We start from the raw sequence: 24960 nt of genomic DNA on the forward strand, positions 1-24960 counted from the left end.
ACCGAGGGCCCCGCGCCCTCTCCAACACCGTCCGTTATGGACGAGGTGCCCGTGTCGTCCCCGCCGACGATCACGCCCTTGCTGAGATCACCTCATTGTTGAATTGGCTCGGGCGAACAACCATGAGGACGGTGGGCGGAAAACGGCCCGACCCACCCTGACACAAACGAAAAGAGGAGCCCCCGACCGCGTCGGGGGCTCCTCTTTTCGTATCGGTTGTTCAGCCGTGAGCCTTGCCCCGATCGCCCTTTCCGGCGTTCTTCTTCGCCCGGACGCTGACTTCGATCGGCGAGCCGACGAAGCCGAACTCCTCGCGCAGCTTCCGGGCGATGAATCGCTGGTACCCGGCGTCGATCGGGCCGGTCGTGAAGAGCACGAACTTCGGCGGCTTCGTGCCGGCCTGCGTCGAGAACAGCACCCGCGGAGCCCGTCCGCCCCGCACCGGGTGCGGCGTGGCCTGCACCAGGGCGGTCAACCACTGGTTGAGCACCCCGGTCGGGATCCGCTGCTCCCACGACGCCAGCGCCGTGCGCAACGCTGGCGCGAGTTTGTCGACCGCCCGGCCGGTGAGCGCGGAGATGTTCACCCGCAACGCCCACGGGATCCGCTTGAGCTCCCGCTCGATCTCCTTGTCCAGGTAGTAACGCCTGTCGGCGTCCACCAGGTCCCACTTGTTGAATGCGATCACCAGGGCCCGGCCGGCCTCGGCGACCATGCTCAGAATCCGCTGGTCCTGCTCCGAGATCGGCTCGCTGGCGTCCAGCAGCATCACCACCACCTCAGCGGCCTCGACCGCCGCGGACGTACGCAGGCTGGCGTAGTACTCGGTGCCGCTGGCCCGGCCGACCCGCTTGCGAAGACCGGCGGTGTCGACCAGCTGCCACGTCTCGCCGCCGATCTCGACCAGGCTGTCAACCGGGTCGACAGTGGTGCCGGCGACCGAGTCCACGACCGCGCGCTCTTCGCGGGCGAGCCGGTTGAGCAGCGAGGATTTCCCGACGTTGGGCCGGCCGACCAGGGCCACCCGGCGCGGTCCACGCGGGCCCGCCGGACCCGTCGGCGCCGGGATCGGCATGGCTTTGAGGACGGCGTCCAGCAGGTCACCTGAGCCACGGCCGTGCAGGGCCGAGATCGGATAGGGCTCGCCGAGCCCGAGCGACCACAGCGCTGCCACCTCGGACTCCAACGCCGTGTTGTCCACCTTGTTGCCGACCAGCAGCACCGGCTTGGCGCCCCGGCGCAGCATCTTCACCGCGGCCTCGTCCACGTCGGTGGGGCCGACGACCGCGTCCACCACAAAGATGACGACGTCGGCGGTGGCCACCGCGATCTCGGCCTGGGCGGCGATAGCGGCGGCCCGGTCCCGGGCGTCAGGCTCCCAGCCGCCGGTGTCGACGACGGTGAACCGGCGTCCCAGCCACTCGGCGTCATAGGCGACCCGGTCCCGGGTGACGCCCGCGACATCCTCGACCACCGCCTGACGCCGGCCGATGATCCGGTTCACCAGAGTCGATTTACCCACGTTCGGGCGACCAACGACAGCGACGACCGGGACCGGCCCAAAGTCGACCTCGTCCCCGGCGGCGTCGATCTCGGCATCGTCGTCAACGGTGGGCAGCTCCACCCAGCCGTCTTCGGTAAGCTCGTCGGTCACTTCACTCCCCGGGCGAGCAGCTGCTCACGGATGGTGGCGACGACCTCGTCGATGCCCAGCGCGGTGGAGTCCAACTCCACGGCGTCCGAGGCCTGAGCCAGCGGGTCCACCGCCCTGGTCGTATCGTGCTGGTCGCGCCGGGCCAGGTCGGCCGCGGTCGCGGCGACGTCGGCGGCGTTCTCGGCGCTACGGCGGCGGGCCCGCTCAGCGGCCGAGGCGGTCAGGTAGACCTTGAGGTCAGCGTCCGGCGCCACGACGGTCCCGATGTCACGTCCCTCGATGACGATCCGGTCGGCGGCCTCGACGAGCGCACGTTGCCGGTCCACCAGCAGCCGGCGCACCTCGGCGACGGCGGCGACCGCGGAGACGGCGCCGGTGACCTCGTTGCCGCGGATGGCGACATCGACGCATGTGCCGTCGACGTCGAACGTCGGCGCGGCCGGGTCAGTGCCGACGGCCAGGTCGATCTCGGCGGCGACCTTGGCGACCGCCGCTGCGTCATGAAGGTCGACGCCGGAGCGCAGCACCGCCCACGTCACGGCCCGGTACATGGCGCCCGTGTCCAGATAGCGGGCGCCGAGACCCGTGGCCAGCCTGCGGGAGACAGTCGACTTGCCCGAGCCCGACGGGCCGTCCACCGCCACGACACACCGTGACGAGCCCAGCTCACCAGTCAACGTTTCCTCCTTCAGCGCCACCGGGACATTCTGCCGGTTGTCCGGCGCACACCCAAACCGACCGTTCAGTCGGCGACGGCCTGGAACAGCGCGGCGACCTCGCCGCGGTTAAGCCGCCGGGTCCGTCCCGCCTTGAGGTCGCCAAGCCGGATCGGTCCGATCGCGGTGCGCACCAGGCGCTGCACCGGGTGGCCCTGCGACTCAAGCATCCGCCGGACAATGTGCTTGCGACCCTCGTGCAGGACGATCTCGATCAACGCCGTTCGGCCGACCGCGTCGACCAGTCGGTACGAGTCGGCCCTGGCCGGGCCGTCCTCCAGCTCGACACCGGACGTCAAAGTCCGGCCGAGCTGACGCGGCACCGGTCCGGCCACCTCGCACAGGTACGTCTTGGCGACCTCGTACGACGGATGCATGAGCCGGTGCGCGAGGTTGCCGTCGTTGGTGAGCAGCAGCAGGCCCTCGCTGTCGGCGTCCAGCCGGCCGACGTGGAAGACCCGCTGGCTGAGGTTGCCGATGTAGTCGGCGATGGCCTCCCGGCCCTTCTCATCGTCCATCGTCGCCACGACTCCGCGCGGCTTGTTCATCGCCAGGTACACCAGGTTCGTGTTGGCGACGACCCGGGCCCCGTCGACCTTGATCTCGGCGGTCAGCGGGTCGACCTTGTCACCGAGCTCGGCGCGACGGCCGTCGATGGTCACCCTGCCCCGGAAGATAAGGTCCTCGCAGGCGCGGCGCGAGCCGATCCCGGCGGCGGCGAGCACCTTCTGCAGCCGCTCGGTGGCGGCCGGCGGGAAGGACTGCCGGTCGGTGGTCGGCTCAGGCATCGGCGATCTCCTCGACGTTGTCGGGCAGGAACGGGGCGAGCTGGGGCAGCTGGTCGACAGAGTCCAGACCCAGCTTCTCCAGGAACAGCGGGGTGGTGCGGTAGAGGTACGCGCCGCTGTCCGGCTCGCTGCCGCACTCCTCGATAAGCCCGCGAGTGACCAGGGTACGGGTCACCCCGTCGCAGTTGACACCCCGGATGGCCGAGATGCGCGACCTCGTCACAGGCTGTTTATATGCCACTACCGCGAGTGCTTCCAGGGCAGCCTGGGTGAGGCGCGACTGCTGCCCGTCGAGGACGAACCGCTGCACGTAGTCGGCGTACTCGGGTCGGGTGTAGAGCCGCCAGCCACCAGCCGCCCGGCGCAGGTCAATGCCGCTGCCGGCCGCGGTGTACCGGGCCGACAGCTCGACCAGAGCGAACACCACCCGCTCCAGCGGCTCGTCGAGAACCTCGGCGAGCTTGTCGTCGGCCACCGGCTCGTCGACCACGAGCAGGATCGACTCCAGCGCCGCCGTCAGCTCGGCGTCGTCCAGCGGCCCGACCGGCTCTGCCACTGCTGCCGAGGGCTCTGCCACTGCTGCCGACTCAGGCTCGACAGCAGGCACTACCTCCACAGCGGGCTGGGCCTGGGCGACCTGGTCGGTCTCCGGCCGGGGACGCCCCGGCGGCGGCGCCCAGCCGGCCAGTTCGTCGGCCAGCGAACGGTGCTCGTCCACGTTCACTCCTGTCCGTCGGCGTCGGCCGCGGTCTCGGCCGGCGTCCCCGCGTACTCGTCCACCCGCAACTCCACCGCGCCGTCTCCGCCCGACCAGCGGACGGTCAGCTCGCCGAGCGCCTCGGCCTGCACGAAGCTGATGAGACCCTCCCGGTACAGCTCCAACAGCGCCAGGAACCGGGCCACCACCTCCAGGGTGTTCTGGCAGTCGGCGCACAGCGTCCGGAACGTCGCGACCTGCAAAGCCCGCAACCGGTCCCGCAGGATGCCGGCGTGCTCACGCACGCTCACCCGCACCTGGTGGATGTGGTCCACCGACACCGTCGGGGCGACCTTCGGGGTCATCGCCTTGACGGCGAGCGCGGCCAGCCGCTGCGGGCTGATGGTGAGCACCAGCTCCGGCAACGCCGCGGCGTAGTGCGGCTCCAGGCTGACCAACCGGGGCCAACGCCGGGCGCCGGCGGCCTCCAGGCCGCTGATGTGGGCCGCGGCCTCCTTGAACGCCTTGTACTGCAACAACCGGGCGAACAGCAGGTCCCGTGCCTCCAGCAGCGCCAGGTCCTCCTCGTCCTCGACGGTGGCGGCCGGCAGCAACCGGGCGGCTTTGAGGTCGAGCAGGGTGGCGGCGATGACGAGAAACTCGCTGGCCTCGTCGAGGTCCCAGCCCTCCCCCATCGCCCGGATGTAGGCGATGAACTCGTCGGTGACCGTCGACAGCGCGACCTCGGTGACGTCCAGCTTGTGCTTGGAAATCAGCTGGAGGAGCAGGTCGAACGGGCCGGTGAAGTTGGTGAGCCGGACGGTGAAGCCCTCGGTGGCGCCGTCAGTCACGCGAGCGCCCACAGTAGCGGGGTGGCGATGAGGTCGACTGGGATCCGCAGCATCGGGCGGTCCAGTGGGAAAAACGACATGAAGAGCAGGATCAACGGCCCGACGTTGTTGTCCACCAGGACATGCCGGATCTTGTGTGCTGTCACCCGTGGGGTGCGCATCGCGTGCCACAGCAGCGCGTACCCGTCCAGGGGCGGCAGCGGCAGCAACGCCAGGGCGCCGAAGCACAACAGCTCCACTGCCAGGGACAGCAGCAGCTCGGCCAGGTAGTCGGGAGCGGGGCCGCCGTGCAGCTGGTCGGTGGCCAGCAGCAGCGGCGGCGGGCCGTAGGCGACGCGGTAGCCGGCCAGCAGAGCGGCGCCGAGCAGCAGCGGCGACAGCGCCCCGACGAGCGTGGGCACGACCCGCTGCGCCCGGGAACCGGAATGGTCAAGGTCGACGCCGCGTCCCCAGCCGGGCCCGGCGACAGCGGCGGCCACGACACCGAAGATGTCGAACTCGGCGCGCCACCAGGAGGCGCCGCGCGGTCTGACCGGCGCGCGGACCAGGCGGGCGGTGGCGCGGCGGGCCGCCGACCGCGTCACGACCGCCAGGACGAACCCGAGGAGCAGCCCGACGAACGACACCGGCCAGGCCAGGGCGAAGAGCACCGCCCGCTACCCCTGGTCGGTGTGCGCGGCGATGACCTCGCGGGCGAGCTGACGGTAGTTGCGGGCGCCGGAGGACGCCGGATCGAGCGTGGTGATCGGCGCCCCGGCCACGGTGGACTCCGGGAACTTGACGGTCTTGGTGATGACCGTCTGGTAGACCTTGTCGCCGAACGCCTCGACGACCCGTTGGAGCACCTGGCGGCAGTGCGTGGTGCGGCTGTCGTACATGGTGGCCAGGATGCCTTCGAGCTCCAGGTCGAAGTTGAGCCGCTCGCGCACCTTGTCGATGGTGTCGAGCAGCAGCGCCACGCCCCGGAGACTGAAGAACTCGCACTCCAGCGGGATGAGCACGCCGTGGGCGACGGTCAGCGCGTTGATCGCCAACAGGCCGAGCGAGGGCTGACAGTCGATGAGGATGAAGTCATAGTCCTTGCGGACGGTGCGCAGGATGCGCGCCAGCGCCATCTCCCGGGCGACCTCGTTGACCAGCTGGATCTCGGCCGCCGACAGGTCGATGTTCGCCGGCAGCAGGTGCAGCCCGGCGACATCGGTCTTGATGACGACTTCCTCGACGGTCACGTCGTCCTGCATGAGCAGGTTGTAGACAGACAGGTCGAGGGTGTGCGGGTTGACGCCCAGACCGACCGACAACGCGCCCTGCGGATCGAAATCCACCAGCAGGACCTTGCGACCGTACTCGGCCAGCGCCGCGCCGAGATTGATCGTGGTGGTGGTCTTGCCGACGCCGCCCTTCTGGTTGGCCATGGCGATGATGCGCGCCGGGCCGTGCCGGTCGGGGGGCATCGGGTCGGGGATGGGCCGACGGGTGGTGTAGGCGGTGGGGTCGGCCGGGCCCAGCTGGGCGCTGAGGTCAAGGGAGGACTGCTGGGCGCGCAGCGCGGTGGTCCACGCCTCGGCCCGGTCGCCGTTGCCTGCCATTCCTCCGCCTCACGCCCTTCCCCACGAGCACCGATGCCCTCGGTGTCCGGTGTGGCGCCCCGCTGCGAACCGGTCTCGCGTTCCCACCGCGCTCGCGCCGATGCGGCGACTGTACGCCACGTCACAGACCGCGCCATGCAGCCGGTCCGACCTGCGGCCCGGCGTGTCGACCCTACGCCACATCCCACCCCGCCCTCACCCGCCACCCACTCGAACCAGCGCCTCTGATCATGAACGCCGCGCGCCCGGTCACGGGCCGGGAAGACGCAGCGTCCATGATCAGAAGATCGTGGTCAGCGAGTTCGGCTCAGGACAGCACGTCATCCAGCTTGAGGGCCGTCATGCCGTGGGCCTCGGCCACCGGGCCGTAGGTGACATGGCCGTCGTGGGTGTTCAGACCCAGAGCCAGCGCCCGGTCCCGACGCAGGGCCTCACGCCAACCGAGGTCGGCCAACGCCAGCGCGTACGGCATGGTGACGTTCGTCAACGCGTAGGTGCTGGTGTGCGGCACCGCCCCCGGCATGTTCGCCACGCAGTAGAACAGGGTGTCGTGGACCGCGTAGGTCGGGTCGGCGTGGGTGGTCGGACGCGAGTCCTCGAAGCATCCGCCCTGGTCGATGGCGATGTCCACGAGCACCGCCCCGGGCTTCATCCGGGACACCAGATCGTTGGAGATCAACGTCGGGGCCTTGGCGCCGGGCACCAGGACCGCGCCGATCACCATGTCCGCGTCCCGGACGGCCCGTTCGACCTCGTACGAGTTCGAGGCGACAGTCTGCAGGTGCCCCTGGTAGATGGCGTCAGCCTGACGCAGCTTGTTGATGTTGTTGTCCAGCAGCAACACCTCGGCCTGCATGCCGAGCGCGATCGCCGCCGCGTTCATGCCCGAAACCCCGGCGCCAATGACCACGACCTTCGCCGCGTACACCCCGGACACGCCGCCGATGAGCACGCCACGCCCCCCGCCGGAACGCATCAGGTGGTACGCGCCGACCTGCGGGGCGAGCCGACCGGCAACCTCAGACATCGGGGCCAGCAACGGCAACGCCCGGTCCGACGTCTCCACCGTCTCGTACGCGATCGCGGTGACCTTACGGTCCAGCAGGGCGTCGGTGCACTCCTTCGACGCCGCCAGGTGCAGGTACGTGAAGAGGGTCTGCCCCTCGCGCATCCGGTGGTACTCCTCGGCGACCGGCTCCTTGACCTTCAGGATCAGATCGCCGGCCGCCCACACGTCATCGGCGGTCGGCAGGATCGTCGCCCCGGCGGCGGCGAACTCCTGGTCGGTGATCGACGAACCGACCCCGGCCTGCGCCTCCACAACCACCTCGTGCCCGTGCCGGACCAACTCGTGCACCCCGGACGGGGTGCACGCCACCCGGTACTCGTGGTTCTTCACCTCGCGGGGAATCCCGACCTTAGCCATTTGTCACCCTCGCTGTCTTCGTCAGTGTCGGCGCTGCTCAGCCGGCCGTCGCCAACATGTCAGCCGGCCGAAGCCAGCAACACCCACGGCCGTCCGGCAGTCTAAAGCCGGCAGTGGCGGACATCGCCGGCGCCACGCCCTCGCCAGAACTCGCCGAGGTCCGGGCCGCTCCGCCCGCGGACCCACGCCTACCGGGCGACCTGCGCGGCGGCGCGCAGCCGGCGGTCCGCCGCCAACAGACCCGCCACCGTCACGCCGTTGGTGATCTCCCCAGAGTCGATCATAGAGAGGGCGCGCGGCATCGCGATGCGCTCGACGATCAGATCAGCCTCCTCGCCGCGGCGCGGTGGGCGCTCCCCAGGAGCGTCCGCCAGGTCCCGCGCCAGGAACACCTCGATCTCCTCGCTGGAGCAGCCCGGCGAGGGATGCAGGCGCAGCAACGGCGTCCACGACCCGGCCGTCAGGTCGGTCTCCTCGGCCAACTCGCGCTGCGCGGTGCGGACCGCGGGCTCGTCAACGACATCCCGCAACCCCGCCGGGGCCTCCCACAGCCGCCGACGCACCGGATGCCGGTAATGCCCGAGGAGCACCACCGCCCCGGCGTCGTCAACGGCGATGACCGCCACCGCGCCGGGATGGCGCAGGTAGTCGCGGGTCGCCACCCCGCCGTCGGGCATCCGGACCTCGTCGCTCACCACCGAGAAGATCCGGCCCGCGAACCGGTCCGTCGATCCGACGACGACGTAGCCGTCAGGCACGCTCACCGACGCGGACGAGCGCCGGCGCGGCCGGTGGACTCCCTGGCGCCCGGGGCCGCCGGCTCGTCGGCCGCCGGGGCCGGCTCCCCGGACGACGAGGCCGACTCTCCGGCCGTCGTGGACAGTTCGGCCTGGCGCGGCTCCGCCGTGGCGACCCGGTCACCGGCGTGGTAGGTCAGCGCGGCGCCGACGAACGCGGCGAACAAGGGGTGCGGACGGGTCGGGCGGCTCTTCAGCTCCGGGTGGGCCTGGGTGGCCACGAAGAACGGGTGCAGCACGGTGTCCAACTCGACGAACTCCACCAACCGGCCGTCCGGCGACGTGCCACTGAACCGCAGGCCGACCGCCGACAGGCGGTCCCGGTACGCGTTGTTCACCTCGAACCGGTGCCGGTGCCGCTCGCTCACGTCGGTCTGGCCGTACGCCTTGGCCACCAGCGAACCCTCGGCCAGCGCGGCCGGGTACGCGCCCAGGCGCATCGTGCCGCCCAGGTCGCCGTTCCCGGCGACGATGTCGGTCTGGTCGGCCATCGTGGAGATCACCGGGTCGACGGCGTTCTCGGCGAACTCCAACGAGTTCGCGCCCTCGATGCCGGCCAGGTGTCGGGCCACCTCGATGGTCATGCACTGCAGTCCAAGACACAGGCCCAGGACCGGAATGCGGTTCTCCCGCGCATAGCGGGCCGCGCCGACCTTACCCTCGATGCCGCGCACGCCGAAGCCGCCCGGAATGAGGATGCCGTCGACGCCGTCGAGGGCCGCCGCGGCGCCGGCCGGATTGATGAGCTCGTCGCTGGGCACCCACCGGATCTGCACCCGGGCCCGGTGGGCGAACCCGGCGGCGCGCACCGCCTCGGTCACCGACAGGTACGCGTCCGGCAGGTCCACGTACTTGCCGACCAGGGCGATGGTGACGGTGTGCTTCGGGTTGTGCACCCGGTCCAGCAGGTCGTTCCAGCCGCGCCAGTCCACGTCCCGGAAAGACAGGCCGAGCCGGCGAACGACGTACGCGTCCAGGCCCTCACGGTGCAGCACCTTCGGGATGTCGTAGATGCTCGGCGCGTCCGGGGCGGCGATGACCGCCTCCTGGTCCACGTCGCAGTACAGCGACAGCTTGCGCTTGACCGCCTCGGGGATCTCGCGGTCCGAGCGGCAGACCAGCGCGTCGGGCTGGATGCCGATGTTGCGCAACGCCGCCACCGAGTGCTGGGTGGGCTTGGTCTTCAACTCGCCGGACGGCGCGAGGTACGGCACCAGCGAGACGTGCAGGTAGAAGCAGCGGTCCCGGCCGATCTCGTGCCGCACCTGGCGGATCGACTCGAGGAACGGCAGGGACTCGATGTCGCCGACGGTCCCGCCGACCTCGGTGATCACCACGTCCGGGACACGGCCCGAGCGGTCCGGCTCGGCCATCGCGAAGATCCGGGCCTTGATCTCGTTGGTGATGTGCGGGATGACCTGCACCGTGTCGCCCAGGTACTCACCCCGGCGCTCCTTGGCGATGACCGTCGAGTACACCTGGCCGGTGGTGACGTTCGCCGACGCGGACAGGTCACGGTCCAGGAAACGCTCGTAGTGGCCGACGTCCAGATCGGTCTCGGCGCCGTCCTCGGTGACGAAGACCTCGCCGTGCTGGAACGGGTTCATCGTGCCCGGGTCGACGTTGAGGTACGGGTCGAGCTTCTGCATGACGACGCGCAGGCCGCGGGAGGTGAGCAGATTGCCGAGGCTGGAGGCCGTCAGACCCTTGCCCAGCGAGGAGGCGACGCCTCCGGTGACGAAGATGTGCCGGGTGGTCCGTGTTGATGGGGCCAAGGCCTGCTCCCGTGGTCGTGCGGGCGTCCGGGCAGGCCCGGCGCCGCGCTGTTCGGCTGCTGCGCCCGCGACTCTCCACGACCGGACTGGTCAATCGCCAGCCTGGTCGTGGATCTTCGCGATCCACGGGTCTCCACGCTAACACCATGCTCGACCCGCCTCCCGCGGGGCGGGGTCAGTCCGAGAGCTGCTGCGGGAGAGGGGTGCGGTCGGCGGCATGGTCGAGGACCCGCAGCGCGCCGAGGGTGGCCAACGGGACGACGACCGCAGCCGCCGCCCCGGCGACGTTGAGCGCCAGCCCCCCCACCGCGCCGGCCAGGAGCGTCGCCACCGCCACTCCGACAAGGCCCGCCCGGATAGCCGGATAGATCCCGTAGAGCCGTTTGAGGCCACCCCAGTCCCGCAGCAGCGCCAGCCAGACGAACAGGGCCGCGACAATCGCCAGAATCGTCAACGGGCTGGTGGCGAAGGTGATGACGTTCGCCGCGCCGGTCCGCTGGATTGTCGGCCCGCCGGCGCCCTCGCTCCACTGGGTAAGGAACCGCCCGAGGCTCCCCTGGTCCTGCGGTGGCCGCCTCAGATCCCAGGTCGCGAGGCCCACCGCGACCGCGACCCCGGCCAGGCTGGACCATGCGAACCTGGAGAAGGTGAGCCAGCCGCCGGCGCTCAGCGCCCCCGCGACCGCCACGCCCGAGGTGACGGCGATCGCGCCCACCGCGTCCGCGCCGAGGTATGGGCTACCGACGAGCAGCACGGCGACCGCGCCCACTCCCGCCATCGCCCACGGACGCGCCGATCGGGCCAGCAGCTGCGCCACACAACCGGCGCCCAGCAGCACCCCGGCCACCAGGACGCCGAGTCCCACCGACCCGATCCCGGCATACCGGACCCCGTCCAGGGCCGAATAGCCGGCGACGCCGTTGAGCTGCAATGACGAACCGGTCAGCAGATCGGCGACGACGACGCTCGTGGCGATCCCGGCGACCATGGCGATCGGCCCCCAGGGGCGGGCGTACAGCGGAGTCACCGCGACCAGCGCCGTCAACAACGTCACCACGACCGCGGTGATCCCCAGGAACAGCCAACCGCCGTGGCCCGCGCGCCACCACGGGAGAACGTCCGCGACCAGCGCCGCCGGCATCGCCAGCGCCGCCGCCACCAACGCCAGCTCCATCAACCGCAGCCACCGTCGCGGCGGCGACGGCGGCCCGCCGGGACCGGCGTGACGACGGGCCCGGCGCAGCAACGGCACCGCCAGGCCGGACAGGACCATGAACACCACGGTGAGACCGCCGAAGAACCAGCCCGCCACCCGCAGCTGCGCCCGGGCCGCCTGGTCGGCGTCCGTTGACGCGGCGACGACAGCGGGCAGATCCGCCGGGCGGCCCGGTGTCGAGGTCATCGGCCGGCCAGCGAGAAGCCGGTACGGAACCGACCGCCCCAGCGACGACAGGACGGTGGGCGCCACATCGACGAGCTGCACGTATCCGTCGCGGTCAGTGCTCGGCGAGGTCAACCAACCGCCCTCCCAGCCCTGACCGTGGGCGATCGCCACCTGCAGACGCGAGCCGGCGCTGACGTCGCCCACCCCGACCACCAGCAGCAGCGCGTTCGGCGGCCGGGCCGCGACGACCGCGGCGACCGTCTGGTCGGCCCTCCTGGCGGCCGCCCGGCGGTCCGGGCCACCGCCGATGGCGCCGGCGTCGATGACGCTCAGCACGCAGCTGGCCAACAGCTCGCTGGCGCCGACCGGCGGGAGCGTCGGTTCGTACCGGTCCACCCGACCGTACGGTCGGGCGGCCGCGATCGCCGCCCCGGGGCCGACAGCCACCGCGCAGCGCACCGATTCCGCCAACGCCCCGGGCACGGCGCCCCACGGCAGCGAGGCGCTGTTGCGGGCGACGACCGCGCGCTGGTCCGGTAGGTGCGCGCCGAGCCGGTCGGGCCGCTCCAACCGCGCCGTGGCGGCGCCGCAGGGGCCGTCGCCGCGCTCCCAGGCGGCGAAGTTTCCCGCGCCCAGCGTCAGCCAGCCGTCGGCCGGGCAGGTGGGGGCGCGGGCCGAGCGGGTCGACAGCGAGCCCACCGAACCCTCCGCGGCCAGCCGCCACAGGGTCGGCGTGTGCTCGGGGTCGAGGTCGCTCCACCGCAGCCCGGCGACGCCAACCACCACCGCGTAGTCCGAATGCCGCGTCTGGTCCGGTCCGGGTAGGTCGGCCGACTGGCCGACCACCGCGATGAAGACCGTCAAAGCTGCCAGGATGGCCAGCCCGAGCCGCCGCACCGTAGCCGCCGCGGCGCGCGCGCCCGAGCCGGGGCTGTCGCCGTTCACCGGCCGGACCCGCGGTCCAGCTGCCGGTACAGGTCGGCGAGCGCCGCCACCGTCTGGGCCTCGGACGGCCACGTCGCCGCCCTCGCACGGCCGGCGGCGGTCAGCCGGACCCGCTCCTGCGGGTCGCCGAGCAGTTCCCGGACGGCGCTGTCAACGGCGTCGACATCGTTGGCCGGAATCAGTCGGGCGGCGTCGCCGACGAGGCCGGGGATCCCCCCGACGGCGGTCGCCACCAGGGGCAGACCAGCCCGCAGCGCCTCCTGGACGAACAGCTGCCGGGCCTCCCAGGAGCTGGTCACCACGGCGAGGTCCGCCGCGGCGAGCAGGTCGGCGACATCGGACCGACGCCCCAGCAGCCGGACCGGCGCGTTGGCCCTGGCGACCTGGGCCTGGAGCGTGTCCGTGTCCGGCCCGTCGCCGGCGATCGCCACCAGCGGCGTCGGGCGCAGGTCGCGCCAACGGGCAGCGGCGGCCACCAACACGTCGAGCCGCTTCTGCGGGTGCAGCCGGCCGACGGTGAGCAGCAACGGGACATCCTCGCCGAGGCCGAGCTCGGCGCGGACCTCGGCACGGCTACGGCCGGGCGCCAGCCGCGGCGCGGACAGCTCGCCCAGCCGCACGTCGCGGCCGCCGACCCGGCGGGCCCGCTCGACAAGATCGGACGACGCTCCCAGGGTGACGTCCGCGCCGCGGGCCACCGCTGTCTCCAGCACGCGGTGCGCCACCGCGCGGACGCCGCCGGACAACGGCGCGTTGTGCCAGGTCACCACCAACGGTCGCCCGGTGCGGGCGAGCACCGCGACGAATCCGGCCCGAAGGCCGTGGGCGTGCACGACGGACACATGGCCAGCTGTTCGGATCGCACGCCGCAGCGTCCACACCGCGCGCAGATCCGCCAGGCGGGGGCTGGGCGGGATCTCGACCGGGGACGTCGCGGCGTCGCCGAAATCGAACAGCGACAGCGCTGACGCCGGGGCGCAGACGGTCACCGGAGCCCCGTCGGCCCGCAGGCCACGGGTCACCGACGCGACATGCGCGCCGATGCCACCAGCGCTGGACGCCAGAACCTGCACCACCTGTCCGCGCCGGATGTCGGCGCCGGACACCGCGCCAGTCACCGGCGCCTCCCTTTCCATATCGCTCTAGCCACGACGGCGGGATCGCAGCGCGCGCAGGCGCGCCAGCGCCGGCCGCAGATCGTGACGATCCAACGGGTAAGCCACCGCGAGGAACAACAGCATGACAGCGGGCGCGACGACGGCGGCGCGCAGGGCGCCGGCCACAGCTGGTGTCCAGGCTGGCAGAAGGCCAGGCAGCACGCCCTCCAAGGCCCAACCGCCGGCCGCCGAGACCACGGCCGCGACCAGCCCGGTTGAGGCCGCGCGGCCGAGGCCGGCGAGCGCGGCCGGACCGGCGATCCGTGACGTCGCGCCCACCATCAGAGCGCCCAGCAGCAGCAGGCCGGCCGACTGGGCGGCCAGCAACGCGGGGACCATCGGCACGGGGAGCAGAAGCGGGAGGGCGAACGTGCCGCCGATCACCGCCAGCCAGCCGGCGCCGGTCGTGGCAGCCGCCAACCCGACCGCGCCCCTGGCGTACAGGGCGCGGGAGAGCACGGCGAACAGACCGTAGCCCAGCAGTCCCGGCGCCGACGCAGCGATGCCGTCCGCCAGCGCGAACCGTCCGGCGGAGCCGAGCAGGACATCAGCGGCTGGACCGGCCAACGCGACGAGCAACGCGGCGCCGAGCGCGCTGAGCAGCGCCGCTGCCCGGACGGCGGGAGCGAGGGTGGCGGCGAAGCGGGTATCGTCCCGTTCCGCCGCGGCGGTCGCCAGACCTGGGTAGACGGCGGTCGCCACCGGGACTGCCAGCACCGCCCACGGCAGCAGGAACACCGTCTGGGCGAAGTTGAACTGCACCGGCGTTCCCGGTGGGCCGGCCCCCGCGTGGGCGAGCATGGCCAGTTGGGCGAGCTGCTGCCCCAGCACGGTCACCACGGCCACGCCGGCAAGCCCCGCGACGGTGCGGCGGGCCGCCTCCGGCATCTTGGCGGTCAGGTCCCAACCAAGGCGGAGCCGCCGTACCGGGACGACCAGGCACAGGCCCAGGACCGCGACGCCCGCGGTGGTGCCCGCGGTCAGGATCAGCTCGGCGCCGCGGCTCACCGCGCCCGCGTCCGGACGCGCTCCGGCGACCGCGGCGAACGACAGGTAGGCGGTGATCACTGTGACGCTCGAAAGCAGCGGGGCCAGCACCGGCCAGAGGAACCGCCGGTGCGCCTGGAGCACCCCGGTCAGCACGACGGCCACCCCGTACAGCGGGATCTGCGGCGCGAAGACCCACAGCATCCGGCGCCCCATCGGGAGCATGTCGGCGGGAACGTTCAGCAGGTCCAGGATCGGACCGTTCGCCAACGCCACGACCGCCGCCACCGACGCCAGCAGCGCCACCGTCCACAGTAGGAGGCTGGAGGCGATCGCGGCGACCCGCCGGTGGTCGCCGGCCGCGACCGGACCGGCCAGCAGCGGCACCACCAGGCTGGCCAGGGCCCCGCCGGCCACCACCTCGAAGACGATGTTCGGCACCGCGTTGACCAGCGTGTACACCGAACCGACGGCAGTGTCCGAGACCGCGTTGCCGAACACGACGGTACGACCGAACCCGACGACTCTGGCGACCACCGTCAGCAAGGCGATCATGGTGGCAGCGCCGGCGATCCGGACGGCTGGCCCGGGGGATGGGGAACTCACGTCGGACGTCTGGTCAGATCTACAGTCGACGACGACCGAGGTCGTCCAGCTGACGCAGCGCAGGCGTGTGATCGATGACGGCGGTGAAGCTGACCTTCTCGCTGGCGAGCGTGAGCGAGGCGATGACCGCCAGCGCCCCGGCACGACCGAGGACGCCCGTCCGCGCGGCGAACGCCGTGCCGAGCAACGCGCCGAGAGCGTTGGCGCCGCAGTCCCCCACCATGATGTTCTCGCCCAGGTCGTCGCGGAGCAGCCCGCCGGCCGCGCCCACCGGGCCGGCGGCCATGCCGCCGCCACGCCCGCCGAGCATCAGGGCCCCGAGCATCGTGGTGACCTTGAGCGCCCGACCCGGACGCAGATCGAGCAGGTTGACAAGGTTGGCCGCGCCAGCGATGACGCCAGCGGCGAGCGCGGTGTCGACGACGCGACGCTGACGTCCGGCGTCCACCAGCGCGGCCGCGCCGACCGCGGCCGCGCCGACCCCGAGAATCTTCACCATTCCGCTGCTGACCCGCCGCTCCCGCAGCGCCGCCAGATGCCCGCGGAACCCTTTGTACGCCTTCTGCTCCGGGCGGTTGCCGACGACATCGTCGTAGAGTCCGACTGCCCCCGAGCCCAGCCCGGCCAGCAGGCACGCGCCGGCGGCACGTCGGCTGCCGGCGCCGGCGGCAGACACCGCCGAGGCGGCGATGGCGGCGGCGGGGCCGCCGGCGAGGGTGACCTGCCGCCCGCGGAAGTTCGTCCGCCGCAGCGCCGGCGCCACCGGGGTGGCGGTGAGCGCTTCGACGGCCGTCTGCGCGACGACCCCGGCGACCGCCAACAGCGCGAGGCGCCCCGCGCGACGGCCTCTCACGGCGCGGCCTTGGGCATCAGACCCTGTGCCCCGGCGCCGACACCGTACTGACCGGCGACGCCGACGAGTTGGCCACCGACGGCCATCGCGGTGACCAGCTGCCCCTGGGCGGTGTCGGCGTTGTCGACGGTGGAGATGGTCTTGGACAGGGTCGGGTCGGCCCGCACCGCCTCGACCACGTTGCCCGCGCCGACCCCGCCGCCGCCGACGACGATCCGTCCGGCCCGGTCGAACTGGGCGACCAGGGTCAACGTGTTCTTGTTCTCTGCCTGAGCGTTGTTGTCGGTGGGCGGCAGGTCGCTGACCACGACGACGACCTCGGCGGGGCCGGACGGCGCGGCCGAGGTGGACAGGTAGCCGGTGTCCTGGTACGCCGCGAGCACCGAGCGGAGGTCGTTGAGCGCCACCGCGGGGACGCGATCGAGCAGAGCCGCGGCAAGCAACGCGCTGGACTTCTCCACGCCGTCGCTGTTGCCGGGAAGCGTGGCGGCGGCGACGGTGGGCGGCAACGCCTTGTCGGCCAGGTCCAGCAGCTCGATGCCGTTGGCCGGGTCGATGAACTTGTCCTCGACGTCGATCTGGCCGGTGACCCTGGCGCCGGCGACCGCGAGCATCGCGCGCACGCCCTCGGCGTGCTCCCGGCCGCCCGGCAGGGTCAGCACCAGTACCCGACGGTTGGTCAGGGCGCCACCGATGATCTTGGGGGCGGCCAACCGGAGGAAGTCCTCTTTGCGCCCGGCGTCCTCGCGTAGGTGGATGACCTGGTCGCGCAGGTTTCCGTTGGCCTTGCCAAGCGAGTTGACCTGGTCGCTCAGGGAGTCGGCCGCGGGGCCGTTGAGGGCCGCCGTGCCGACGACCAGACCGATCGCCAACGCGAGGAAGACCGCGGTCAGCGACACTACGTGGTACCGAAAGTTGATCACTTCAATGGCCTCTTGGTCCGTCGCCCGCTGACTGCGCCACGCTCGTCAGAACAACTGCCGCAGGGGGAAGATCAGGTTGTCCCACCAGGCGGCCACCACCGCCAGGTACGCCTTGCCGACGGTCGACACCGCCACCGCCGCCGCCATCGCGGCGATCGCCGAGAGCACCAGCAGCAGCAGCGCCGAGCCGGACAGGTTCTGCCGGTAGAGACGACTGACGCCCTTGGCGTCCACCAGCTTTCCACCGACCTTCAACCGGGTCAGGAACGTCGACGCCATGCCGCCCCGCCCCTTGTCGAGGAACTCGACGAGCGTGGCGTGCGTGCCAACAGCGACGATGAGCGAAACGCCCTTCTCGTCGGCAAGCAGCATGGCCAGGTCCTCGCTGGTGGCCGCGGCCGGGAACGTGATCGCCGGGACGCCCAACTGCTGGGTGCGCGCCAGGCCAGGGGCCCGGCCGTCCGGGTAGGCGTGCACCACCACCTCGGCGCCACAGCGCAGCACGTCGTCGGAGACCGAGTCCATGTCACCGATGATCATGTCGGGCGTGTAGCCGGCCTCGACGAGAGCGTCGGCGCCGCCGTCGACGCCGACGAGCACCGGCTTGAACTCGCGCACGTACGGGCGCAGCACGTCCAGGTCGGCCTTGTAGTCGTAGCCGCGCACCACGATGAGGCAGTGCCGGCCCGCGAACGACGTCACGACGTCCGGCACGCCGACGCCGTCGAGCAGGAGGTCACGTTCCTGTTTGAGGTACTCCATGGTGTTGGCCGCGAATGCCTCCAACTGCACCGACAGGCCCTCACGCGCGTCGGCCATCGCCTTGCCGACCGACGCGACGTCCTGACGGACGCCGGCAGCCACCGGCTCGCCGTCGACCAGGACCTTGTCGTCCTCGATCCGGACGACGGCGCCCTCACGTAACTGCTGGAAGATCGTCTCGCCGAGGTCGTCGATCAGCGGAATGCCCGCCTCGACGAGCATCTGCGGGCCGAGGTTCGGATAGCGGCCGGAGATCGACGGCCGGGCGTTGAGCACCGCCGCGACACCGACCGCCACCAACGAATCCGCCGCGACCCGATCGAGGTCGACATGGTCGATGACGGCGATGTCACCGGGGCGCAGCCGACCGACCAGACGCTTGGTCCGGCGGTCGAGGCGGGCAGTGCCGGACAGCGCGCCTGGCTCGGCGCTGCGGGTCCGACGCAGGGTGGGTAGACGCATCGTCAGCCATCTTGACATGTCGCCGAACGCGCCGTGAGCGCGACATGCCTGTTCAGCACGGTTATCACCGATTTCTGACGCTCTCGCTTGCGGGTTTGGCCCGGGTGACGGGCACCGGCGGCTGCTTCTCCGCCGCCGCGACCGCCAGCAGCTCCTGCGCGTGCGCGATCCCCAGGTCAGAGTCCGGCAGGCCGGCGAGCATCCGGGCGAGCTCGCGGGCCCGATCATCGTCGGTGACCATCCGGACCCCGCTGGTCGTCACCGAGCCGCTGGTGTCCTTGGCGACCACCAGATGCCGGTCGGCGAACGCGGCCACCTGCGGCAGGTGCGTCACCACCAGCACCTGATGACTGCGGGCCAGCCTGGCCAGCCGCCGGCCGATCTCCACCGCGGCCCGACCTCCCACCCCGGCGTCGACCTCGTCGAAGACGAGCGTGCCCGGCCCGCCCGCGCCGGCGAAGACGACCTCGATCGCCAACATCACCCGCGACAGCTCACCTCCGGACGCGCCCCGCTGCAACGGCAGCGCCGGCGCCCCCGGATGAGCGGCCAACCGCAGCTCCACCTCGTCGGCACCGTCAGCGGCCACCGCCTGTGGCGACCCCGCGATGACGACGGTCGCCGCGTCCGACGCCACTGGACGCGGCGTCACCGACACCTCGATCCGCGCCTGTGGCATGGCCAGGCCCGCCAACTCGACGCTCACCTGATCGGCGAAGCGGACCGCCGCCTCCCGCCGCGACGCGGACAGCCCGGCGGCCAGATCCGCGACCTCCGCCGCGAGGGCGTCACGGCGGGCGGTGAGCTCCTCCAACCGTTCATCCGACGAGTCCAGCTCAGCGAGCCGGTCCTGTGACCTGGCCGCCCAGCCCAGCACCCCGTCGATATCGTCGGCGTACTTGCGCGTCAGCGTTCTCAGGACCGCACGTCGCTCGTTCAGCGCCGACAGCCGATGGGGGTCCGCATCCAGGCTCTGCAAATAGGCGGACAGCTCCGCGACGACGTCCGCGACCAACGCGCCGGCCTCGGCGAGACGCTCAGACAGCGGCCCGAGCGCGGCGTCCACCGATGCCTGGGCGTCGAGCTGGCGGCGGGCGGCGCCGATGAGCGCCACGGCGTCAGCGTCAGCGTCGGCGTCGCCGCCGCAGGCCGTGTACGCGGCGTGCGCGGCGATACGCAGACCCTCAGCATGCTCAAGCCGCTGAGCCTCGGCGCGCAGCGCGATGTCCTCGCCCGGCTGCGGGTCCAACTCGGCGATCTCGGCCAGTCCCAGCCGCAGCAGATCGGCCTCGCGGTGGCGCTCGCGCAGGTTGGCGAGGCGGTCAGCCAGGTCACCGCTGATCCGGCGCCACTGGTCGAAGGCCTGCCGGTAGGCGACCAGGGCCTTCTCGTGCTCAGGTCCGGCGAACCGGTCCAGGGCGGAGCGTTGCTCAGCCGGACGCAGCAGCCGGAGCTGACCGGCCTGGCCGTGCACCGCCACCAGCTGCTCGCCCAGCTCGCCGAGCAGCCCCACCGGCGCCGACCGTCCGCCGACGTGCGCCCGGGATCGACCCTCGGCGGTCACCGTACGGCTCAACAGCAAGGCGCCGTCCTCGTCGACGTCGCCGCCGGCGTCCCGAACCCGCTCGGCTATCGACCCACTTGCCCCGCCACTCGGGCGGACCCGCCCCTCGACGACCGCGCGACCCGGCTCGGCCCGCACCTTCGCCGCGTCGGCCCGACCGCCCAGCAGCAGGCCCAGACCGGTCACGACCATCGTCTTGCCCGCGCCGGTCTCGCCGGTGATGACGTTCATGCCTCGGGTCAGCGGCAGGGTCGTGTCGTCGATCACGCCGAGCCCGGTGATGCGCAACTCCTCCAGCACAGTGCCCGACAGTAGCGGCGCACACCGACGCTGGCCAACCCGTCGCCCGTTACGGGCGTCCGCCGCGCCAACCGGACACCGACAGCCCGAACTTGGCCACCAGCCGCTCCGTGAACGTCTGCGGACGCAACCGGGCCACCCGCACCGGCAGGTGACCCCGTCTCACCTGCACCTTCGCCCCCGGCGGCAGGTCGAAGACGCGACGACCGTCACAGCACAACACCGCCATCGCGATGTACGGGTCGACGGTGATGTCGATGGTGGACGTCGGCGCGGTCACCAACGGCCGGTTGAACAGGGCGTGCGCGCTGATCGGCACCAGCAGCATCGCCTCCACCTCCGGCCACACGACCGGACCGCCGGCCGACAACGCGTACGCCGTCGAACCGGTCGGCGTGGCGCAGACCACCCCGTCACAGCCGTAGCGCGACAGCGGACGCCCGTCCACGTCGACCCGCAGCTCCAGCATGTGCGCGCGGGAGCCCTTCTCGACCGTGACCTCGTTGAGCGCCCAGGAGCTGGCCACCTCGCTGCCGGCCAGTTCGGCCCGCACGTCGAGGGTGAGCCGCTCGTCCACGGTGTATTCGCGCGCGATGACGTCGCGGACGACCTGGTCGATGTCATCAGTCTCGGCCTCAGCCAGGAATCCGACCTTTCCCAGGTTGATGCCCAGCAACGGGGCCTTCGCCGGACGGGCCAGTTCGGCGGCGCGAAGGAGCGTGCCGTCCCCGCCCAACGCGAAGACGATCTCCGCACCGTCAGCCGCGGAAGGGTCGTCGACCCAGGTCAGCCCCGGCAGGTCAAGATCAGGGGCCTCTTGGGCCAGGACGCGCACCTGGAAACCGGCGTCCAGCAGATCCTTGGCGACGGTCCGCGCGTGGGCGGTGTTCATCACCCGGCCGGTATGGGTGACCAGCAACGCAGCCCGACTCATCGCCGCTCCCCCGCTCCGATGGAATCCGTCGCCGGGGGGGCCGCCCCGGTCGGGCCGCCCGCAGGCCCGGCCGCGACGACCGCCGCGACCTGATCGGCGTCCACCGGCGGCGCGTCGGCCCGCAACCAGAGAAAGAACTCGACGTTTCCGCTCGGCCCCGGCAACGGGCTGGCGGCGACCCCCGCCACGCCGAGGCCCAACCGGCCGGCGCCGGCGGCCACCTCCAGCACCGCTTCAGCACGCAACGTCGGATCGCGGACGACCCCGCCGTCGCCGACGCGCTGCCTGCCGACCTCGAACTGCGGCTTCACCATCAGGGCCAGGTCCCCGTCGGGGCAGGTGCAGTCCCGCAACGCGGGCAACACCAGGCGCAGCGAGATGAACGACAGGTCAGCGACCGTGAGGTCCACCACCCCGCCGATGATCTCCGGCGTCAGGGCGCGCACGTTCGTGCGCTCGTGCACCACCACCCGGGGATCGTTACGCAACGCCCAGGCGAGCTGCCCGTACCCGACGTCGACCGCGACTACCCGGCTGGCCCCGGCCCGTAGCAACACGTCAGTGAAACCGCCGGTCGACGCGCCGGCGTCCAGGCAGCGCCGGCCGGTGACGCGGAGCCCTCGCAGGCTGAAGTCGGCGAGCGCGCCGGCAAGCTTGTGACCGCCGCGGGAGACGAAATCGTCCCGTGGGTCGTCCCCGAGAACCCGGACCGGGTCGGCCGGATCGACCATGGCGGCCACCTTCGCCGCAGCCACGCCGCGCACCTGAACTCTGCCGGCGGACACCAGCTCCGCGGCCTGCTCACGCGAACGCGCCAACCCTCGGCGGACGAGCTCAGCGTCAAGCCGCATTCGACGGGCCATCTCAACGGGTCCTTCGCGTGGTAGACGGGTCGTTCGCGTGGCAGTTCGCCTCAGGCGTCGTCGATCGTGGCCAGGGTGTCCCGCAAGGTGCCGTGGGCGGCCTCATACTGCGCGATCTGGTCCGGCAGCGGGAGATCCGCGGCATTGGCCATCGCTCGGACAGCGGCATCCACGGCCGGGTGCCCCGCGGTCTCGGCGGGGCCGGCGCCGACAATGGCCTCGCCCGACCAACGGCCCGCAGACTCCGCGCCATTCACGCGCCCGAGCCCTTCACGGAGGTCGCCCCGTCCGCCGCTGGCGACGGTGCGCCGCTGGATGGGCCGCCCTGGGCCGGCGCTGCGGTCCCGCCGGGCGAGGCGCCTCCCGCCGGCGTCGCCTTCTTCGCGGCCTTCCGTACAGCCTTCTTCACGACCGGGCGGGCCGCAGGCGCCGCCGCTGAACCGACAGTCGGCGTCGAGGACCGGACAACGGTGGCCGCGCCGGCTGCCGTCGCGGCCTCGACCCGCAACTGCGCGACCTGGGACTCCAACCGGTCGACCCGCCGGGAGAGGGCATCCACGTCATCCGCGCCGGCCAGACCCATCCGCCCAAGGGCGCCCTCGACCTCACCGCGAATGGTGGTGAGGAGGGCGCCGCGGCTCGACACGGCCGCGGAGATGATCTCCTCGCTGATGGCCTGAGCCTGAACGGCCGTCGCGCCACCGACGCCAACAGCCCGCGCGACCAGATCCTGCGCCCGCTTCCGGGACGCCTCGGTGACGCCGGTCAGCAACTCCACGTACGCGCGCCAAGTGTCCTGCATCGTCTCCGCCTTCCACCGTCGCCCACGATCCCGCATCACGCTACCCGGCCGGGGCCGCCCGCCGTAGCACCAGGCGTGGCCCGGGGACGCTGGCGTCCGGAGCCGCCGAAAGCTCGGCGGCGGTTCCCTAGGATGCCGGCAGTCGTGGAGGCAGGAACAGAGCACCGAGATCAGCGCCGACAAAACGGGGGCGCTGCGCCGGCGCGGCGCTGGCGGCGTCCTCCTCGGAGGCGACTCCGGTCAGCACCAGCAGGCTGTCCATGCCAGCCCGGACGGCGCCCTCGATATCGGTGTCCAACCGGTCGCCGACCACCAGCGGGCGAGTCGCGCCAGCCCGCCGCGCCGCCTGCTCAAACAGGCCGGGCGCCGGCTTCCCGATGACGATGTCGGGCTGCCGGTCCAGCGCCACGGCAAGGGCCGCCACCAACGCCCCGTTGCCAGGTAGCGGGCCCCGCGGCGAGGGGAGCGTCCGATCGGTGTTCGTGGCTACCCACGCCGCTCCGGCCCGAACGGCCACGCATGCCTCGGCTAACTCGGCCCAGGACACCTGCGGGCCGTAGCCCTGCACCACCGCGACCGGAGCTTCGGCTGCCGCCGCCACCACGGCAAGGCCGACCTCAGCGCACTCAGCCCGCAGAGCATCGGCGCCGACGACAAGGACCGGAGCGCCGGCAGGCAACCGCCGGGCAAGCTCAGCCGCGGCGGCCCGGGCCGCGGTGTGCACCTCGCCGGCCCGGGCCGGCACCCCCATCCCTCTGAGCAGGGCAGCGACCTCAGCCGGTCGCCGAGAGGCGTTGTTGGTGGCAAAGGCCGCCGCGACGCCCTCGGCGTCCAGCTGTGAGATCGCCTCGGGCGCGCCAGGAATCGGCTGCGCTCCGAGGAAGACAACGCCGTCCAGGTCGAAAATGACAAGATCGTAGTCGTCCACCAGCCGAGTCATGGTCAGCGAGTCGGTGTTCCGCTGTCGTTCCCTGCGTTGTCGTCGCCGCCCGAGCCCTGTCGCTCGCCAGAACCCTCCGAGGACGCCGACACGCCACCCTCGCTCCGGGCGCCAGCTTCCACGTCGTCGTCGTGTTCCGCGTCATCGTCGGAGTCGGCCCGGTCGTCCATCGGCTCGTCGGCCTCGGAAACATCCTCGGCGTCAGGGGAACCGTCGGTGTCCGATTCTTCGTCCTCGTCCGGCTCCTCGATGCTCACACCGTCAAGCTCGAGCAGCCGCTCGGCCGCGTCAGTGACCAGGTCCTCGTCGATGCTCGCGGCACGAGCGAACCACTCACGGGCCTCCTCAGCCCGCCCAGCGGCCAGCAGCGCGTCGGCGTACGCGTAACGCAACCTCGGAAGCCACTCCCCGTCCTCCGCCGTCAACTCGCGGACCTGGAGCATGGCCACGGCCGCGTCACGCTGACCCATGTCGCCGCGAGCCCCCGCGGCCACGATCAGCAGCTCAATCGCGGCTGGCTGGCCCACCGCGTCACGATCAGCGTTGCGGTAGAGATCGACGGCCCGTTCCGGCCGGCCCAACGCCCGCTCGCAGTCCGCTAGCACCGCCAGATGGGCCTGGTTGCCAGACATCCGGTGATAGGTCCGCAGCTCGGCAATCGCGGTCTGCCACTCGTCAGCGTGATACGCCGCAAGTCCGACAGCCTCACGGACCGTCGCTATTCGTGAGGCCAGTCGGCGAGCTGCCAACGCATGCGCCAGCGCCTGCTCAGGGGCCTCATCGATGAGCTGACCGGTAGCGACCAGATGGCGCGCCACCGTCTCAGCAACCGGCCGGCTCAGCGAGAGAAGCTCAGCCCGCACATCACTGTCGAGCTGGTCGGGCGTGATCTCGGCCGGAAGCTCTGGCGCCACCGGACCAGCGGGCTCCCGGCGGTCGTCGCCACGCGAACGATCGCCGGACCGGAAGTCGCCACGCGGCCGGTCGTCGCGGCGCGGCCGGTCTTCCCTGGGCCGGTCCTCCCGGGGACGGTCGCCGGAGCGGTTTCCACGGTCGGCGAAGCTGGGACGTTCGGACCCTCGGTCGCCGCGGAATCCGCCGCGGTCGCCGGTGGGGCGGTCGCTGCTGGGGCGGTCGCCGCGGTAACCGCCGCGGTCGCCGCTAGGGCGGTCGCCGCCGCGGTAA

Annotated in this window: 22 protein-coding genes and 1 pseudogene; all 23 read right to left on the reverse strand. The window is 72.1% G+C overall.

Annotated features, from left to right (window positions below; genetic code table 11):
- Positions 1-220: 220 nt before the first annotated feature.
- Positions 221-1618: a ribosome biogenesis GTPase Der gene (gene der, locus ABD287_RS16715; protein ID WP_344174205.1), complete on the reverse strand. Its 1398-nt coding sequence runs from the start codon at positions 1616-1618 to the stop codon at positions 221-223.
- A 32-nt stretch (positions 1619-1650) separates the two neighbouring features.
- A complete protein-coding gene (gene cmk / locus ABD287_RS16720; RefSeq protein ID WP_344174207.1) occupies positions 1651-2331 on the reverse strand; it encodes a (d)CMP kinase in 681 nt (226 codons plus the stop codon).
- A 65-nt stretch (positions 2332-2396) separates the two neighbouring features.
- Entirely contained in the window at positions 2397-3158 is a 762-nt protein-coding gene (locus ABD287_RS16725) for a pseudouridine synthase (protein WP_344174174.1), read from the reverse strand.
- Entirely contained in the window at positions 3151-3882 is a 732-nt protein-coding gene (scpB, locus tag ABD287_RS16730) for an SMC-Scp complex subunit ScpB (protein WP_344174176.1), read from the reverse strand. Before scpB ends, ABD287_RS16725 begins: the two co-directional genes overlap by 8 nt.
- Complete coding sequence (locus ABD287_RS16735; RefSeq protein ID WP_425565649.1) at positions 3879-4706, reverse strand: segregation and condensation protein A; 828 nt, start codon at positions 4704-4706, stop codon at positions 3879-3881. The genes scpB and ABD287_RS16735 overlap by 4 nt, the downstream gene beginning before the upstream one ends.
- The gene (locus ABD287_RS16740; protein ID WP_344174178.1) at positions 4703-5356 is read right to left on the reverse strand and encodes a hypothetical protein; all 654 of its coding nucleotides are present in this window, start codon (positions 5354-5356) and stop codon (positions 4703-4705) included. Before ABD287_RS16740 ends, ABD287_RS16735 begins: the two co-directional genes overlap by 4 nt.
- Positions 5357-5362: 6 nt before the next feature.
- Positions 5363-6295, reverse strand: a complete 933-nt coding sequence (locus tag ABD287_RS16745) for a ParA family protein (RefSeq protein WP_344174180.1) — start codon at positions 6293-6295, stop codon at positions 5363-5365.
- 307 nt (positions 6296-6602) lie between these two features.
- Positions 6603-7721 (reverse strand): alanine dehydrogenase, encoded by a 1119-nt coding sequence (gene ald, locus ABD287_RS16750; RefSeq protein WP_344174182.1) that lies wholly within the window; start codon positions 7719-7721, stop codon positions 6603-6605.
- 188 nt (positions 7722-7909) lie between these two features.
- Entirely contained in the window at positions 7910-8485 is a 576-nt protein-coding gene (locus ABD287_RS16755; RefSeq protein WP_344174185.1) for an NUDIX domain-containing protein, read from the reverse strand.
- Positions 8482-10293 (reverse strand): CTP synthase, encoded by a 1812-nt coding sequence (gene pyrG, locus ABD287_RS16760; protein ID WP_425565650.1) that lies wholly within the window; start codon positions 10291-10293, stop codon positions 8482-8484. Before pyrG ends, ABD287_RS16755 begins: the two co-directional genes overlap by 4 nt.
- A gap of 175 nt (positions 10294-10468) precedes the next feature.
- Entirely contained in the window at positions 10469-12622 is a 2154-nt protein-coding gene (locus ABD287_RS16765) for a hypothetical protein (RefSeq protein WP_344174187.1), read from the reverse strand.
- Positions 12619-13740, reverse strand: a complete 1122-nt coding sequence (locus ABD287_RS16770) for a glycosyltransferase family 4 protein (RefSeq protein ID WP_344174189.1) — start codon at positions 13738-13740, stop codon at positions 12619-12621. The genes ABD287_RS16765 and ABD287_RS16770 overlap by 4 nt, the downstream gene beginning before the upstream one ends.
- 24 nt (positions 13741-13764) lie before the next feature.
- Positions 13765-15372: a murein biosynthesis integral membrane protein MurJ gene (murJ, locus tag ABD287_RS16775; RefSeq protein ID WP_344174191.1), complete on the reverse strand. Its 1608-nt coding sequence runs from the start codon at positions 15370-15372 to the stop codon at positions 13765-13767.
- 19 nt (positions 15373-15391) lie between these two features.
- Positions 15392-16225 (reverse strand): hypothetical protein, encoded by an 834-nt coding sequence (locus ABD287_RS16780; RefSeq protein ID WP_425565651.1) that lies wholly within the window; start codon positions 16223-16225, stop codon positions 15392-15394.
- Complete coding sequence (locus ABD287_RS16785) at positions 16222-17148, reverse strand: copper transporter (protein ID WP_344174193.1); 927 nt, start codon at positions 17146-17148, stop codon at positions 16222-16224. The genes ABD287_RS16780 and ABD287_RS16785 overlap by 4 nt, the downstream gene beginning before the upstream one ends.
- A gap of 45 nt (positions 17149-17193) precedes the next feature.
- Positions 17194-18372 (reverse strand): putative cytokinetic ring protein SteA, encoded by a 1179-nt coding sequence (steA, locus tag ABD287_RS16790; protein ID WP_344174195.1) that lies wholly within the window; start codon positions 18370-18372, stop codon positions 17194-17196.
- 64 nt (positions 18373-18436) lie between these two features.
- Positions 18437-20236, reverse strand: a complete 1800-nt coding sequence (recN, locus tag ABD287_RS16795; protein WP_344174197.1) for a DNA repair protein RecN — start codon at positions 20234-20236, stop codon at positions 18437-18439.
- Between the two features lie 49 nt (positions 20237-20285).
- Positions 20286-21170 (reverse strand): NAD kinase, encoded by an 885-nt coding sequence (locus ABD287_RS16800; RefSeq protein ID WP_344174199.1) that lies wholly within the window; start codon positions 21168-21170, stop codon positions 20286-20288.
- Entirely contained in the window at positions 21167-22033 is an 867-nt protein-coding gene (locus ABD287_RS16805; protein WP_344174201.1) for a TlyA family RNA methyltransferase, read from the reverse strand. Before ABD287_RS16805 ends, ABD287_RS16800 begins: the two co-directional genes overlap by 4 nt.
- A gap of 50 nt (positions 22034-22083) precedes the next feature.
- Positions 22084-22290, reverse strand: coding sequence for a hypothetical protein (locus ABD287_RS16810; protein ID WP_344174213.1), 207 nt, complete (start codon positions 22288-22290; stop codon positions 22084-22086).
- Entirely contained in the window at positions 22287-22835 is a 549-nt protein-coding gene (locus ABD287_RS16815) for a phasin family protein (RefSeq protein ID WP_344174203.1), read from the reverse strand. Before ABD287_RS16815 ends, ABD287_RS16810 begins: the two co-directional genes overlap by 4 nt.
- 148 nt (positions 22836-22983) lie before the next feature.
- A pseudogene (locus ABD287_RS16820) lies at positions 22984-23781 on the reverse strand (HAD-IIA family hydrolase); the annotation flags it as partial.
- Positions 23778-24593, reverse strand: a complete 816-nt coding sequence (locus tag ABD287_RS16825; protein ID WP_344174211.1) for a tetratricopeptide repeat protein — start codon at positions 24591-24593, stop codon at positions 23778-23780. The pseudogene ABD287_RS16820 and the gene ABD287_RS16825, both read right to left, overlap by 4 nt.
- Between the last annotated feature and the right edge of the window lie 367 nt (positions 24594-24960).

It is taken from the genome of Pilimelia columellifera subsp. columellifera, assembly GCF_039532605.1.
GTDB classification, from domain to species: domain Bacteria; phylum Actinomycetota; class Actinomycetes; order Mycobacteriales; family Micromonosporaceae; genus Pilimelia; species Pilimelia columellifera.